The 15,136-nt window shown below is 41.0% G+C and carries 15 protein-coding genes, 1 pseudogene and 1 riboswitch; of the genes and pseudogenes, 4 read left to right on the forward strand and 12 right to left on the reverse strand.

Features of this window, described 5'->3' with window-relative positions; genetic code table 11:
• Positions 1 to 414: 414 nt before the first annotated feature.
• Entirely contained in the window at positions 415 to 771 is a 357-nt protein-coding gene (locus RYP29_RS06745) for a helix-turn-helix domain-containing protein (RefSeq protein ID WP_311532723.1), read from the reverse strand.
• 436 nt (positions 772 to 1,207) lie between these two features.
• On the opposite strand from RYP29_RS06745, the gene RYP29_RS06750 reads away from it, so the two are divergent.
• Entirely contained in the window at positions 1,208 to 1,837 is a 630-nt protein-coding gene (locus RYP29_RS06750) for an NAD(P)H-binding protein (RefSeq protein WP_311532722.1), read from the forward strand.
• 106 nt (positions 1,838 to 1,943) lie between these two features.
• On the opposite strand, the gene RYP29_RS06755 is transcribed toward RYP29_RS06750, so the two are convergent.
• Positions 1,944 to 2,735 (reverse strand): hypothetical protein, encoded by a 792-nt coding sequence (locus RYP29_RS06755; RefSeq protein ID WP_311532721.1) that lies wholly within the window; start codon positions 2,733 to 2,735, stop codon positions 1,944 to 1,946.
• Positions 2,736 to 2,907: 172 nt separating this feature from the next.
• The gene (pta, locus tag RYP29_RS06760) at positions 2,908 to 3,906 is read right to left on the reverse strand and encodes a phosphate acetyltransferase (RefSeq protein WP_311532720.1); all 999 of its coding nucleotides are present in this window, start codon (positions 3,904 to 3,906) and stop codon (positions 2,908 to 2,910) included.
• A 354-nt stretch (positions 3,907 to 4,260) separates the two neighbouring features.
• Here pta and RYP29_RS06765 point away from each other — a divergent pair, with 354 nt between their 5' ends.
• The gene (locus RYP29_RS06765) at positions 4,261 to 4,938 is read left to right on the forward strand and encodes a lactate utilization protein (protein ID WP_311532719.1); all 678 of its coding nucleotides are present in this window, start codon (positions 4,261 to 4,263) and stop codon (positions 4,936 to 4,938) included.
• On the opposite strand, the gene RYP29_RS06770 is transcribed toward RYP29_RS06765, so the two are convergent.
• Together RYP29_RS06770 and RYP29_RS06775 are read right to left on the reverse strand one after the other, a co-directional pair.
• Positions 4,935 to 5,237, reverse strand: coding sequence for a helix-turn-helix transcriptional regulator (locus RYP29_RS06770; RefSeq protein ID WP_311532718.1), 303 nt, complete (start codon positions 5,235 to 5,237; stop codon positions 4,935 to 4,937). The genes RYP29_RS06765 and RYP29_RS06770 overlap by 4 nt on opposite strands.
• A gap of 212 nt (positions 5,238 to 5,449) precedes the next feature.
• On the reverse strand, positions 5,450 to 6,808 hold the full coding sequence (locus RYP29_RS06775; RefSeq protein ID WP_311532717.1) for an NAD(P)-dependent oxidoreductase: 1,359 nt from the start codon (positions 6,806 to 6,808) through the stop codon (positions 5,450 to 5,452).
• Between the two features lie 293 nt (positions 6,809 to 7,101).
• On the opposite strand from RYP29_RS06775, the gene RYP29_RS06780 reads away from it, so the two are divergent.
• A complete protein-coding gene (locus RYP29_RS06780; protein ID WP_311532716.1) occupies positions 7,102 to 8,295 on the forward strand; it encodes an aminotransferase class I/II-fold pyridoxal phosphate-dependent enzyme in 1,194 nt (397 codons plus the stop codon).
• 86 nt (positions 8,296 to 8,381) lie between these two features.
• On the opposite strand, the gene RYP29_RS06785 is transcribed toward RYP29_RS06780, so the two are convergent.
• From RYP29_RS06785 to RYP29_RS06815, 7 genes and pseudogenes are all read right to left on the reverse strand, one after another.
• Positions 8,382 to 9,938: a DUF438 domain-containing protein gene (locus RYP29_RS06785; RefSeq protein WP_311532715.1), complete on the reverse strand. Its 1,557-nt coding sequence runs from the start codon at positions 9,936 to 9,938 to the stop codon at positions 8,382 to 8,384.
• A 202-nt stretch (positions 9,939 to 10,140) separates the two neighbouring features.
• Positions 10,141 to 10,533 (reverse strand): annotated as a pseudogene (locus tag RYP29_RS06790) (superoxide dismutase); the annotation flags it as partial.
• Positions 10,534 to 10,561: 28 nt separating this feature from the next.
• A complete protein-coding gene (gene thiC / locus RYP29_RS06795; protein WP_311532714.1) occupies positions 10,562 to 11,866 on the reverse strand; it encodes a phosphomethylpyrimidine synthase ThiC in 1,305 nt (434 codons plus the stop codon).
• 80 nt (positions 11,867 to 11,946) lie between these two features.
• Positions 11,947 to 12,053, reverse strand: a riboswitch (TPP riboswitch).
• A gap of 57 nt (positions 12,054 to 12,110) precedes the next feature.
• A complete protein-coding gene (locus RYP29_RS06800) occupies positions 12,111 to 12,656 on the reverse strand; it encodes a cysteine hydrolase (RefSeq protein WP_311532713.1) in 546 nt (181 codons plus the stop codon).
• A 3-nt stretch (positions 12,657 to 12,659) separates the two neighbouring features.
• Positions 12,660 to 13,172: a phosphatidylglycerophosphatase A gene (locus tag RYP29_RS06805; RefSeq protein WP_311532712.1), complete on the reverse strand. Its 513-nt coding sequence runs from the start codon at positions 13,170 to 13,172 to the stop codon at positions 12,660 to 12,662.
• Positions 13,173 to 13,271: 99 nt separating this feature from the next.
• On the reverse strand, positions 13,272 to 13,616 hold the full coding sequence (locus RYP29_RS06810) for a zinc ribbon domain-containing protein YjdM (protein ID WP_311532711.1): 345 nt from the start codon (positions 13,614 to 13,616) through the stop codon (positions 13,272 to 13,274).
• Between the two features lie 127 nt (positions 13,617 to 13,743).
• Complete coding sequence (locus RYP29_RS06815) at positions 13,744 to 14,106, reverse strand: MerR family transcriptional regulator (RefSeq protein ID WP_311532710.1); 363 nt, start codon at positions 14,104 to 14,106, stop codon at positions 13,744 to 13,746.
• A gap of 66 nt (positions 14,107 to 14,172) precedes the next feature.
• Here RYP29_RS06815 and RYP29_RS06820 point away from each other — a divergent pair, with 66 nt between their 5' ends.
• Positions 14,173 to 14,553, forward strand: a complete 381-nt coding sequence (locus tag RYP29_RS06820) for a carboxymuconolactone decarboxylase family protein (RefSeq protein WP_275249493.1) — start codon at positions 14,173 to 14,175, stop codon at positions 14,551 to 14,553.
• Positions 14,554 to 15,136: the final 583 nt, after the last annotated feature.

Here is a 15,136-nt window from a genome sequence, read left to right on the forward strand (position 1 = left end):
ACTGAGAATTTATATCATTCGTATTCTTTATTATACCATATTTTTCTATATACGTGGTTGAGGATATGGTAAAGAGTACCCTGCCAAAGCCGACACGCTACTGCGCTTCGCGGAGCCCGAAGTCGTTTTGGCAGGGCACTCTTTACCTCCTCTCAGTATATTAGAAATATTTAGGTATAATAAAGAATACAAATCGATTTTGGGGGAGAAGTCGTTTTTTGAAAACAGGGCCTTCCTACTCTCAGTATGTTAGAAATATTTAGGTATAATAAAGAATACAAATTGATCTTAAGAGAGAGGTCGTTTTGGCAAGGCACTCTTTACCTCCTCTCAGTATATTAGAAATATTTAGGTATAATAAAGAATACAAATTGATTTGGGTAAAACAGGGATAAGAAATGCCGCTGGTATTTCTTAGATGCGGCCAGCGGCTTTCATATAGTCAATGTATTGGTTCCCCCATTGTTCGAGGGATGCTAAAACGGTTTTAAATCCCGCACCTACTTCGGTCAGGCTATACTCTACCTTTGGTGGAATAGTACCGTATACTTCGCGATGAACTAAACCATCATCTTCCATTTGGCGCAATGCTCTGGTGAGTGTGGCTTGGGTAATTGGATGCAATCGGCGCTCTAACTCACGGAATCGCACAGGACCTTCAGATAATTCGTGCATGATCAATAAAGACCATTTGCCTGCTAATAACTTTTGGCTCGTTGCATACGGACAGCGGCCCACTAAATCATGAACATTTACAAGTTGCTCTGCCATTGTCTTTCTCCTTATATATCTAGCTTAAGTAGCTTGTTATAACAAAATTAACATCTATAGTAAGCTACTCTATATAGCTATACTACATTCTATTTTAGCATTAGAAATATTTGTATCTAATGTAGTTCAAATCTTATCACAATTTTTTAGAATTGCAAGCATTTTATGGTATCTTTTTTTAGGGTACAAATTTTTTTGAAAATTTTTAGTCCAGTAAATATCACAATTCTATCACTTTTGATAGTACCTATCCTGAATAATCCTACTGTTCAAAATAATGGCACCTCTATATAATGATGTCATCAGATGAACATATATTCACTAATCATATGTTAGAGTAGTCGCAAATGATTAGTTCTAAACAACTTTGCCTAGGCCATAGGCCACCAAGCTTAGAATTAATTGTTTGGCACTTTACATAAAAAGGAGAAACAACATGAACATTTTAGTAATCGGTGCAAATGGCAAGGCCGGTCGTCGCATTGTAGAAAAATCCCTCAAAGCAGGTCATCAGGTAACAGGCGTTGTGCGCCGTGAAGGTGCGATTGAAGGAATTCCAACCATCGTAAAAGATGCGTTACAATTAACAAAACAAGAACTAACTCAATTTGATGTAGTCGTAAATGCTACTAGTGCTTTCACACCAGATATGTATCATTTACCAGCAGATTTGACATTATTAATTGTAAAAGCATTAGCGAACACAAATACACGCCTCATCGCTATAGGTGGTGCAGGTAGCCTCTATGTAGACGAAGATCACACAGTTCAACTAAATGATACACCAGAGTTTCCTCCAGAATTCCTAGTTCGTTCCAAAACTCATGCTAAATCTGACGATATCTTGCGTAAATTCAGCAATGTAGACTGGACAATGTTTACCCCACCACCAATCTTAGATGCAGAAGGTCCAGAATCTGATGATTATATATTAGGTAATGAAAATGTTATCGTAAACAAAGAAGGTAAACCTTATCTTTCCTATGCTACATTTGCACAAATCCTAGTAGATGAAATTAACAATCACAAGTTTGGTCGTCAACGCTTCACAGCAGTGCAAAACTAGCGCAACTCTCTCTGCAGTAGATTTAAAGTTATAAAATAGCCTCTATGGACATGCCTTCACCAGTAAGGAATCCATAGAGGCTCTTGTTTATATTTTAAGTTTATACCTAAATAAGTTGATTTACATCGTAATTAAATTTAGCCGTTGTTTCAGCTGCAGTCTTTTGCCATTCTGTAGGTGCTGTACCGTCTTTTTCAAGGAAGAATCCAGAGTCAAGGTAGCGAATAATAATATAGTTGGAATCTTTTTGATCAAAGCCGTTACCACGGGAGAAGTCGATACCATGACCTGTATTGCGTGTTACGATGGCTTCTAATAATGGCAATGTAATAGCGTTCAAGGTGATTTTCATATCACAAGAATCGAAAATCTTTTTGAAGAAGGAGCTAGGTTTTTCTTCCTTATACACCAAAAGTTTACTAATCGTACCATTAGAGGCACATACTACGCGACGGATTTCATTAATAGGGATATCTACCTTACCATTTGAGATAACACCATTTTTAATGGTAATTTCTCGTTTTCCCATATAGGAGTAATCTAGTGGCAATTGAAGGGTATCTAAATTTGCAGGGAAGTCCGCTGTCAATTTATTTCTGGCAAATGCTGCAATGATTGCTTTTGTTTCGCGAATATTATGACCAGCATTAGATTCTTTACGGTCCGTATCTAAATCTTGACCTTCTATGTTTTTCCAATTATGGTCTCTGAACGTAATCGTATAATTACTGTTTGAATTCAAATATCTTGTAAGATATAGCTCATTTACATCTTCAAAATCAATATCGGTTATAACCTGTCCATTTGCATCTTTACAGAGCACGCCATTGTAACTAATTGTTAAAGTACGATCTTGGCCTTCAAATGTAACTGGGTTTGTGTCGAATACAGAAATCATGGTTCTCTCCTTCTATACTTTCACAAGTATGATGATGACTATACACAAAATACATTGTTAATTTCATTATATACTAACCATAATTGAAATACAAAAAAGCTGGCTCATAGAGCCAGCTTTCAGCATATCAAAACATATACGACATATGTTTATATATGAAATTATGCAGCTATTAGATGCTTTCAACAGCAGCGATAGCAGCAACGTCTACAACGTCTTGAGCGGAGCAGCCACGGGAAAGGTCATGAACTGGTTTAGCCAAACCTTGAATCAATGGGCCAAGAGCGTCGGCGCCGGAGAAGCGTTGTACCAATTTGTAACCAATGTTAGCAGCTTGAAGATCAGGGAAAATCAAGATGTTAGCTTTACCAGCTACATCGGAGCCAGGAGCTTTCTTTTCTGCTACGGAAGGAACGATGGAAGCGTCCAATTGTAATTCGCCGTCGAATTTGAAGTCAACGTTGCGTTCTTTCAAGATGTTAACTGCTTCAACCACTTTGTCTACTTCTGGAGTGGAAGCGGAACCTTTTGTGGAGAAGGACAACATGGATACGCGAGGGTCAGCCATACCAACAACTTTGCGAGCTTTTTCTACAGTGGATTCTGCGATATCAGCTAATTGTTCGCTAGTTGGGTTAGGCAATACGCCGCAGTCGGAGAATACGAGCATACCGTCGTCACCATATTCTTTTTTGCTTGTGAACATAAACATGGAAGAAGATACAGTTTTAAGACCTGGTTTTGTACCAACAACTTGTAATGCAGCGCGCAATACGTTTGCAGTTGGGCAACCGGAGCCAGCAACCATACCATCTACTGCGCCAAGACGAACGAGCATAGCGCCGAAGAATAAGCAGTCACCTTTCATAGTTGCGTCAGCTTTTTCAGGAGTCATACCTTTTTTAGCGCGCAATTCTACGAATGTATCAACCATTTCTTGGTAACGATCGTAGTTAGCTGGATCGATGATTTCAGCACCTTCTACGGATACGCCAACAGCTTTAGCAGCTTCTGCGATTTCTGCAGGGTTACCAACGAGTACAGGTGTTACGAAACCTTCTTTCAAAATGATTTCAGTTGCTTTCAATACGCGTTCATCTTTGTATTCTGGCAACACGATTTTTTTACCTAATGGTTTTACTTGGTCTTTTAATTTTTGAATTAAATCCACGATTTTTGCCTCCTTAACATTGGCTTATGCCATATCAATACTATTATTATAGCAAATTCAACCTACAGGTAAAAGTAAAATTTATTTCTGAGCCTATTATTCTAATTTTTATCCTATAATATTAATAATTGTGAAAGTTGGAATTCATTCCAAACTCCCTGTCTTTTTACAATTAATTTGGATTTCATTCCATCTTTTACAAAATTTTATGACTAATTAGGATTCTATTCCAACATCTATTAGATTATGCTGCAGAATCCTCATTCTAATCGTTGAATTATAGACATGTAAAACGATACAATAATAGAAATAGAACACCAAATTATAACTTTATATCCCCTTTAAGGAGGACTCATGGCCAATATAGAAACAACAATCAACGCAGTTATCAATCCTCAAATCAACGATGCTCCCATCGATATAGAGAAAACCATCAAAGCCTTAGAGCGCAATAAATTTGTAGTCCATTATTTTGAAACAGGCGCTGATGCGGTGGCCTATTTACAGTCTCGTATTCAACATAAACAAGTAGCCATCGGTGATTCTCGCACCTTATTAGAGCTCAAGGTTCATGATGCCTTATCCGAGTTCAACGATGACATCACGGATATTCAGCGTCCTCTTCCTGGTGAAAGCTTCCGCGACACCGCATTACGCACCATGGGCCGCGATGTATTTCTCACCTCTGTAAACGCCTTGGCGCAAACAGGTGAAATGGTCAATATCGATGGCACTGGCAACCGTGTAGCGGCCTCTCTATTCGGATCGCAAGAGGTATTCTTTGTGCTAGGTCGCAATAAAATTACACCGGACTTAGCCTCTGCCATCTATCGAGCACGCAATGTAGCGGCACCACTCAACAGCAAAAAGAATAAGAAAAGCTCTCTCAACCCTTGTGCCAAATTAGAAGAAAAATGCTACGACTGTGGTTCACCGGACAGAATTTGCAATGCCTTAACCATTTACTACAAAAAAATGCGTAACATGCAAACTATGGAGATTATTATTATCAATGAGGATTTAGGGTTTTAATGAAATTCTATATGTCGATGTTCTATGCCATGAAAGTCGATAAAGCCTAAGTCAGGGCCTCCAAAAAATGTATCTAAAGTCATATTATCAAAGCCATTGACTATCCTACACAGTGTAGATATACGAGGGTCTATATTCCCCTTTTCCAGTCCACTAATATAGGACTGTAACAATCCGGTCCGTTTGGCTAACTCTTGTTGAGTTATGTGATAGTGGCGGCGCCATAAGAGAATGAGAACGCCTAAGTGTTGGATAGCCTTTTCTGACTGTGTTTCACTACATACGATATCATACGTCATAGAAACCTCACTTTCTATACTATCCCTTAATAGCAACTCTTTGCCTCCACAATACGACAACCAACTAAGAGGGGCCATACTAACTTGATTTATGATGACATATAATAGAAAATCCCTTGCGGTATATTCATATCGCAAGGGATTTTTATTCATATTATGTTATAAAATTATGCTTAAATACACATACATGTATATTCTTGTACATAAAATTCTTATTTATGCTCTTCTGCAATGGCCATAGCACGTTTGATTTCCATGTATTTAACCATGCCATCAACAGCTTTTTTAGCTTCGCGCATAGCAAGTACTACAGTCGCTGGTTTATGCACTACGTCACCGCCGGCGAATACGCCTTCACGGCTCGTCATGCCATATGGTTCTTCGGATGTAATGATGTATCCTTTTTCGTCTACGCGAAGGTTGTTACCTTCCCCAACAAGACGTGCATTGGGTTTATGACCAGCAGCGATGATGATTTTATCAACAGGCATAACTTGGTATTTGCCTGTGCCGTGGATACCAGCACCATCGTCGTTAAGAGCCATCACTTCGTATTTAAAGCCTTCTACCTTATCTGTACCTTCTACGCCTACTGGAGAAGCGAACCATTGGAATTGAACACCTTCAGCGCGTGCTTCTTCGTATTCGGATAACAAAGCAGGCATTTGTTCTTGGCTACGACGATATGCTACGGTTACAGATTCACAGCCTAAACGTACGCATGTACGAGCCGCATCCATCGCTACGTTACCACCGCCGATGATGACAACGCGGTCACCTTTTTTCACCGGAATCGCTTTTTCTTCAAGCTCGCCATTATCTACCAATTGTACATTTGTTAATAAGTACATCGCTTGGAATACGCCATGTACTTCATCATTTTCCATGCGTACTTCTTGTGGAATATGTGTACCTGTACCGATGAAGATGGTATCAAAACCTTCTGCAAACAATTCATCCAAGGATTTGTCTTGGCCGATGAATGTATTACATACGAATTTAACGCCTAAGCCTTCAAGGCGGGCGATTTCACGGCGTACAACGGATTTGGATAAGCGGAATTCAGGGATACCGAATAACAATACGCCACCCGGTTCGGATTGGCCTTCAAATACAGTGACATCATAGCCGAGTTTCGCTACGTCACCTGCAACGGACAAGCCTGCAGGACCGGAACCAACAACGGCTACTTTACCGAGATCTTGTTTAATTTTCTTCGGTTTGCGCAATTCATTGATACTTTCAAAATCGGCAGCAAAACGTTCCAATTTACCGATGTTAATAGGCGGTTTCTTAGCCTTATTCATGATGCAATTACCTTCGCATTGATTTTCACGAGGGCACACGCGACCACAGATGGCTGGCAAGTTTGTGCGTTCCGCCAAAATATCGTTGGCTAAACCAAAGTTACCGTGTGCGATTGCTTGGATAAAACGAGGAATTTCATTTTCAATAGGACATCCCATGCGGCACAAAGGTTTTGGACAATTTAGACAACGTTTCGCCTCAGCGAGTGCCTCCTCCATCGTATAATCCGCATCAAAGTGAAGGGGTTTCAATTCATTACTCATGGCACATGCCTCCTTAACAGGATCCAGTACTATACTTATATTAGCCTTCCCATATAGCGGCACAGTTCGATGAGACAAACTCACATGTGAACATCGCCCACTATATACGGCCAAGAATTTATCATTTGTAACCATTCGATACGAGTGTGGTCACTGGTGAGACACACACTATTCTATAGTACATTTTAAATTGTGAAAGCGAGCTCCGTCAAGGATGTCGGATACAATATGCTTATTTTATATACATTTATTGCTATAATACATACATAAGATAAAATACATGAGGTATTCCTATGAACACTACAGAATTTACTGAAACATACTATATAGACCGTCGCGGTTCTTATTCCCGCAAATGGGACGGCGAATATTTAAAATTTAGTCGCACCGACCTACTACCAATGTGGGTGGCAGATATGGACTTTATGACGCCACCGTGCATACAAGAGGCAATTTCCAACTATGTAAAGTCCAACCCTCTAGGTTACACCATGACAAACCCGAAGTATATAGAGGCGGTCATACATTGGTACAAACACCGTCACAACTGCACTATTGAACAAGACTGGCTCACCAGTGCGCCCAATGTCATTACCGGTATCATGTGGTGTATTGGGGCTTTCACCAAACCAAACGATGCCATTGAGGTTCTTACACCCGTGTACGGAGCCTTTGATGCCCGTGCCAATGATGCAAATAGGCGCATCGTTGCGGTGCCGCTACATCGCACGACGACCAATGGATACACTGTTGATTATGATACATTCGAGTCCGCCATTAGTCGAAATGATGTGAAGGTTTTCATCCACTGCAATCCGCATAACCCCGTGGGCCACGTCTGGACCGAAGAGGAAATGGCCCAATTATTTAATATCTGTAAGCGTCACAATGTGCTCATCATAAGCGACGAAATCCATCAAGACCTTATTACCGGTTCCACACCGTTTACGTCCGCACTATCCGTATCCCACGGTCATTATGCAGACCATATGATAACCATGTCCTCTGTGTCAAAATCATTTAACATGGCCAGCCTACACCAGGCAGAAGTGATAATTCCAAACGAGGCGTTACGACATCAATATAACACCTATAAGGCGCAAGTGTACCACACGGATGCCGATGTTATCGCAGAAACAGCCATCACCGCCACCTATACCCATCCAGAGGCGGAGGCTTGGCTAGCCGATGTACGCGCTGTCATTCACGAGAACTACGAATACCTATGTAACGATCTGCTCTCTGTCCTACCGAAACTCCGCATCAGCCCTATGGACGGCACCTATTTAGCGTGGATTGATTTTGGCGCCTATGTAAGGGCCGAAGATATGCACGACCTATTCGAAAATCAATGCCGTATCGCCCCTAGCTTTGGCGAATGGTTTGGTGGTGAGAGCTACGCCACCTTTGTGCGGCTTAACTTAGCCACGAGCCTAGATAATATCAAGACTGCTACACACAGCATCATCAATCACATACGGCCTTAGTCCATACCAGTCATACATATAAAGAGGCTACTCTAGCATCAGTTCTAGAGTAGCCTCTTTGTCATAGTTTCGTCATATTGGTTTTCTTATTTAGATCTTGCGAAATGATCCTTAGCAAATTGCATGTCTTGTACGAGTTCCAATGTACCAAGGTATTTCTTATTTTTATCGCGAACCGCCATGTAGTTTACATAAAATGGACGGCCTTGTTTTTCAAGCCATACAGCCACATTGTCGCGGTCTCCTTTACGGAAGGAGTCGATGATACCGCGCACAATTGGTTCTACCTTTGGTGGATGGCAGGAGAACACATCGCGACCGATTGCCGTCGTAGGGCGTTTAAAGACCTTTTCGCCGTCATTAAAATAACGGTTAATGTCTTCGTGGTCAACAAAGGTTACCTCCATCGGCATGGTGTTGAGCATCGCGTCCAATTGGTCAAGGGTGAAAGTACCACCAATGAGGGCAATTGTATTATCTGCTGTACCAGCTGGTGCTGGGCTTTCAGCTAAGGCATGCTCAGCCTCTGGCCAAGCAAGGCGTTTTACACCAAAGATTTCCTCATATTGTGCAGTATCCTTATAGATTTGGTACCAGTCTTGAGTCGAAAAGTTTTCCGCACAGATTGGGAACAAGATATTTTGTTCTTTATAAATCATCTCTTGAGCTCGTGTGAGAAGCTCATCAAAACGTCTATACCAATCATCTACGCTTTGGCTAGATTTCGCTAAATCGCCTAATTGATCTCGAATGTCGCCGTCAACGGTCCACATAACCATGGATGGGCCGCCGATAGCATAATCCACCTTTAATTTTGGATATAACAAATCGCCTTTTTTAGCGTAGTGAACAGATAGTTGACGCACTCTATTTACATCATCAACGGTTGCTGTTTTATCTGCCACCTTAGGACGAAGCTCTTCAATCAAATCATTAAGAGCCTTGTTTTCTTCCGTCAATTGGTTAAGCGGATGGCCTATCGTTTCTACAAGCGTTGTTACCGTTTGTTTCTTATCTTGTGCCTCTAAGGCAGCCTCTACCTTCGCATGTTCTGCTTCCATTTGTTCATGAATGGTAGAGCCGTGGAATAAGGCAGAGTGAAGGTCACATAATTGTTGCACCTCTTCTAGAGGTGTACCTTCGCGCATAAGTCCTTGTTCAGCCTTCATAATTTCACTGGCTTCAACATGCTTAAATTGGCTGGCAAAATCTTTGCGAACAGAACCAAGCTCTTCGCCTGTGCCCAAGCGTTTCAAGAAGCCTTTCAATTGTTCTACACGTTCGCTATCTGTAACAGGATCCTCTACGTTAGTTTCTGCACTTTCGCTTACCTTAGGTTCCTCTGCTTGAATAGCAGTCTTCTCAACAGGAGCATCGTTAGCAGATGCTGCATCATCACCGTGTAGGTTAGGCATGTTACCTTCCAAGGTAAAGCCAGCTTTCATAAAGGCCCCTACGATATCCATCATAGAGATGCCCTTCATCTTGGCCCCTTTAGGGATTGTCATAATTTTGCCAACGGAGTGGAGCATCACCTTGTTCGTAATTTCAGTGAAGCCCAATCCTTTCATAATATCTATAACCTCTGGATATTCTTGTACCAAATCATAAACGGATTTGGATAAATCTAATTTCTTTTCCATCTACAGTACCTCGTATTATTAATATCTATCTAATAGTAACTATGTCGTTTGTATATCTTATACCTCTATGATAAACGATATCGATTAGAAAATCTGTATCCATGGCTATACTTTTGAAAGTTATTCAAAAAAAATAACGAATAGATGACAAATCAATCCATTAATTGGACATAGATTCATCATCTATCCGTTAACAATCATCTTATTGATGATGTGGTTGCAATGCTTTTTTGTAGTTTTCAGCTACCTTATCCCAGTTGATAACACGGAAGAATTCCTTGATATAGTCTGGGCGACGATTTTGGTAGTGCAAGTAGTATGCATGTTCCCACACGTCAAGGCAAAGAATAGCTGTTTTACCTTCCAAGAGAGGGTTATCTTGGTTAGCCGTAGATGTCACTTCTAATTTGCCGTCCTTGTTGACAACAAGCCAAGCCCAACCGGAACCAAAACGTGTTGCCGCCGCATTGGAAAAGCTTTCAACAAAGGCATCATAGCCACCAAGGTCAGCGTCGATAGCATCCTTCAAAGGGCCTTGCAACTTAGACGTATCAGGTTTCGTCATGATATCCCAGAACATGGTATGGTTCTTGTGAAAGCGATTCGATGCACCTGCATCGGTATTATAGAATATCAATATACTCGCTATTTAAAGCCTTATTCATGCTACGAACAGCACAGAATTTACCACACATGCTACAAGTTTCACTATGGCCATCCTCTGGAGCTCGGCTTTCACGAATATTGCGAGCTTTTTCAGGATCAAGCGCACAAGCATATTGCGCCTCCCAATCTAGTATGCGTCTAGCATCAGCCATTGCATCATCCTTATCACGAGCACCTGGAATACCACGTGCTATATCTGCTGCATGAGCTGCAATTTTGAAAGCCATAATACCTTCTTTCACATCGTCTGCATTAGGCAATGCCAAATGCTCTGCTGGCGTTACATAACAAAGAAAGGATGCGCCATGCATGCCCGCCACGGCACCGCCAATGGCAGCTGTAATATGATCATAACCAGGTGCAATATCTGTTACTAATGGACCCAACACATAGAACGGAGCTCCGCCACATAAGGTTTCCTCGATTTCCATACTTGCTTGAATTTGATTGAGCGGTACATGACCTGGACCTTCAATAATCACTTGCACACCTTTAGCTCGGGCGCGTTTAGTCAATTCACCAAGCCGTACCAATTCCTCAATTTGACATACATCCGTAGCATCCGCTAAACAGCCTGGTCGACAAGCATCACCCAAAGAAATCGTTACATCATAGTCACGGCAAATGTCTAAAATATCATCAAAGTGTTCATAGAATGGATTCTCCTTACCAGTCATGCTCATCCATGCAAAGATAAGGCTGCCACCACGGCTAACTATGTTTAATCTACGTTTATGCTTTTTAATTTGCTCAATAGTTTGACGCGTAATGCCACAATGTAAGGTTACAAAATCAACACCATCCGCTGCATGGAGACGGATAGTATCTAAGAAATCCTCAGCAGTAAGCTCTGCCAAATCCCGTTGATGATGAATAACGCTGTCATATACTGGTACCGTACCAATCATGGCTTTACATTCGCTAGTTAATTTTCGTCTAAAAATTCGAGTATCACCATGAGTAGATAAATCCATAATCGATTCAGCACCAAGTTGAATCGCCCAATTTACCTTTTCTATTTCACTATCATAATCGGTAACGTCTCTGGATGTGCCAAGATTCACATTAATTTTTGTGCGCAATGCTTTACCGATGCCTTCTGGATCGATACAAGTATGATTTTTATTACAAGGAATAACAACTTGTCCTAGAGCAACTAGCGCCCGCAATTTCTCTACATCCATTCCTTCCTTTTCTGCTACAATTTTCATCGCATCCGTAACAAAGCCTTTTTGTGCGGCTTCCAATTGAGTGTAAAACATAATATGTCCTCCTATTGAATAAAACCATTTAGCTTTGTACACAAGAAAAAGGGTATCGATAAAATATGATCGATACCCTTGAATGGTCTTTGCGTGCTTCCTACGCGGGCATGATCCCGATCAGGTCAAAGGTCAGGTGCTAACAGCCCTTTCTCAGCCTATCTCATAGGCTCCCTTGCATACTCTGCTATGTAATTGTGTATAGCATATCACTATTTAACTAATATTTCAATCTATGCATCTATTACAAATCATTAGTTACTTCAATCTGACATTGACGCATAGTTAATAATGCTGCTTCATGGCTTTCATCAGTAACGCCTGCACAGCAATTAGGATCCACATGAATTGGCACCTCTGGCAAAGCCGCTTTCAACAATATGGCATTCGATACAACGCACACATCTGTACAAACACCAACCAAAATTATGCTTTCAATAGGCTCTGCTGCATTCATTCCTTGTAAGCGCGTAACCAATTCACAGGATCCAAAATTAGGTTTATCAATGATAAAGTACGGATGGATGGTATTGCGTTTTTCTACGGCCGTAATGAGGCTCTCCATAATTTGCCAACCAATCGTGTCTTTCACACAATGCACAACCGGTAAATGCTGACCTTCTTGGCTTTCAAGATAATTAGTATCGTGAGTATCCCGTGTAAAAATAACAGGTCCATCAAAGGATGCAATTTTTTGACGCACATTGTCCACAATGGCTTGCGCCTGTGGAGATCCAAGAGAACCATCCACAAAATCATGTTGCATATCAATTACGACTAAAACGTTCATATTCTATCCCTCCACAACGACATGGTGCACCCGATTCGGCGTGTTATGCGCAATGCGTCCCGCTGCAGCGGCCGCCACGGCACCAACTAAATCATCAAGAAATGTATTGCAGTGACTATCAACCTTGCTATCAAGATTTTTAATAATACCAGGTTTTACCTTATCAACATAGCCATAGTTCGTAAATCCAATGGATCCGTATAAATTCACAATGGATAACGCGAGAATTTCATCAATGCCAAACAAAGCCTCATCTCGAGTCATAATACTTTGTAGAGGCTCAGATAGTTTTTTCTGCTCCGCCAATCTATCCAATTCTATGCCCGTAATGATGGCATTTTGTGTTTCTCGTTTTTCAAGTACAGCCTGTACACTCTCTACGCACTCGTCCATTGTCAAATCAGGAATATATGGTTGTTGAATCATCATCACAATATCCGCAATGTCCTGAACGGTAACGCCTCGCTCCTTTAATAAATTATACGTACACGCCTTTAATTCCTCCTGAGATATCATAATTGCTCCTCAAAATTATACAAATTTACGTAACACATTACACCTTGATTATAGCACGAAAAAATCCCTACCGACGTTCTATCGGTAGGGATTCCATGATTAGATTTTCTTAACCATTTCTGATTTTAACGCCATCGCGCCAAAACCATCGATTTTGCAATCGATATCGTGTCCATCGCTCGCATCAGCAATGATGCGAAGGTTCTTAACACGCGTACCTTGTTTCAATACACCAGCGCCTTTTACTTTGAGGTCTTTTACAACAACAACGGTATCGCCATCAGCTAGTTCGTTGCCGTTAGCATCGCGAATGATACCTGCTTCGGCTGCAGCTTGTGCATCAGCTGCTGTCCATTCATGTCCACACATAGGACAGATAAACATATGACCATCTTCATATGTATATTCGTCGCCACATTTAGGGCAGTTAGGTAAATTTGCCATTTAGATCTCCTTTTTTTACTACATAATGAAAGTATTATACCATACCTTAGAAATCGAGTTCTATATTGATATGATGACCATTGCCTCCATATTGATACAATGGCTATTGAATATCTAAAATAAAAAACTACTCAATCTCATTTTTCTTTATTAAAGTTTCATACAACTTCAACTTATCTTCTAGATTATTCTTATACCCTTCCAATCGTTTGATTTCGGCATCAATAAACCGGTAATGGTCTTGTAGTAATATCATTCTTTCATGGACCGTATGAAATCCGGCATACCTTAAATCCGCATATCGCTTGATATTCGCAAGCGGCATTCCCATGTCTTTCAAGCGTTTAATAAACTGCACAAAGCCCACATCTTCTGCATGATAATTGCGAATGCCATTCTGTCGCTCAATGTGAAGGAACCCCTGATCCTCGTAATATCGCAATGTAGAAATGGACAGCCCTACCAATTTTGAAAATTCACCGATTTTCATACTTTCACCACCTTGACCTCAAGTATACTCGAGCATATATCATACGTCTAGACGGAGGTAATAATTATGAAAGAAACACGTTTTAACATCGGTATGAACACATTGAAACAGATTGACGGGCTGCACGGCGAGGAGGTGTATAACACAATTCAAGAGATTTCACCAGCCATAGCCGATTTATTGGTCGAGCTGTTCGGCGACATCTACACGCGCCCCAACCTGAATTTCAAGGAACGGGAACTGATTACGCTCGCGTCCCTGTTAACGCTGGGCGGTTGCGAGGCTCAGCTGAAAGTACATACCAACGCAGCTCTCAACGTCGGTATTGCGCCCGAGCAAATCGTAGAGGTCTGCACCCACTGCATCCCTTATGCAGGATTTCCACGCGTACTGAATGCACTGTTTACGGTGAAAGCAGTCTTTGAAGAACGGAATATCATGAATTAAAGAATGAGCTGCAATAAAAAGAGAGAGGTTCCGATGCCCACCTCAATAATGCTATAACTGCATTAGACAACATATCCCAATTGACGATATACGCCAATCTCATTATAATGTAATAAAGAGATAGTCGACGAGTGGTTCCGTCAGGCTCATCCCAAAACATTATAAAACATGCAGAAATGGCCTTTCGTTTTCAGCTACCAGTTGGTAACGAAGGGCTATTTGTCGTTATTACGACAAATCAGCACTATCAATGCTCCAAAGGAAATAACTACAGTTAAAATCCCAAGGACAATCATAATGATTTCGTAGGCACTCATAGGCTTCACCCCCTTCAAAGAAAAAGGGCGCCCCAACCTCGTTCGACTATCTTACGTTTATTATAAATCGAACATATATTCTTTGCAATAAAAATCTATTAATATATATTTGCCTATTTATAACTAGCAAAGGGAGACTCTTGATGGAGTCTCCCTTTTGTTCGCTACCCTCGTAGTGTTAATTCTTAAAAAGTAACTAGTAAATAGTTACAAAATAAGATAAACCTAACGTTTAAGACTAAGTACTGCAATACTTAGACACGTTA

Source organism: uncultured Veillonella sp. (genome assembly GCF_963534045.1).
Lineage (GTDB): Bacteria > Bacillota > Negativicutes > Veillonellales > Veillonellaceae > Veillonella.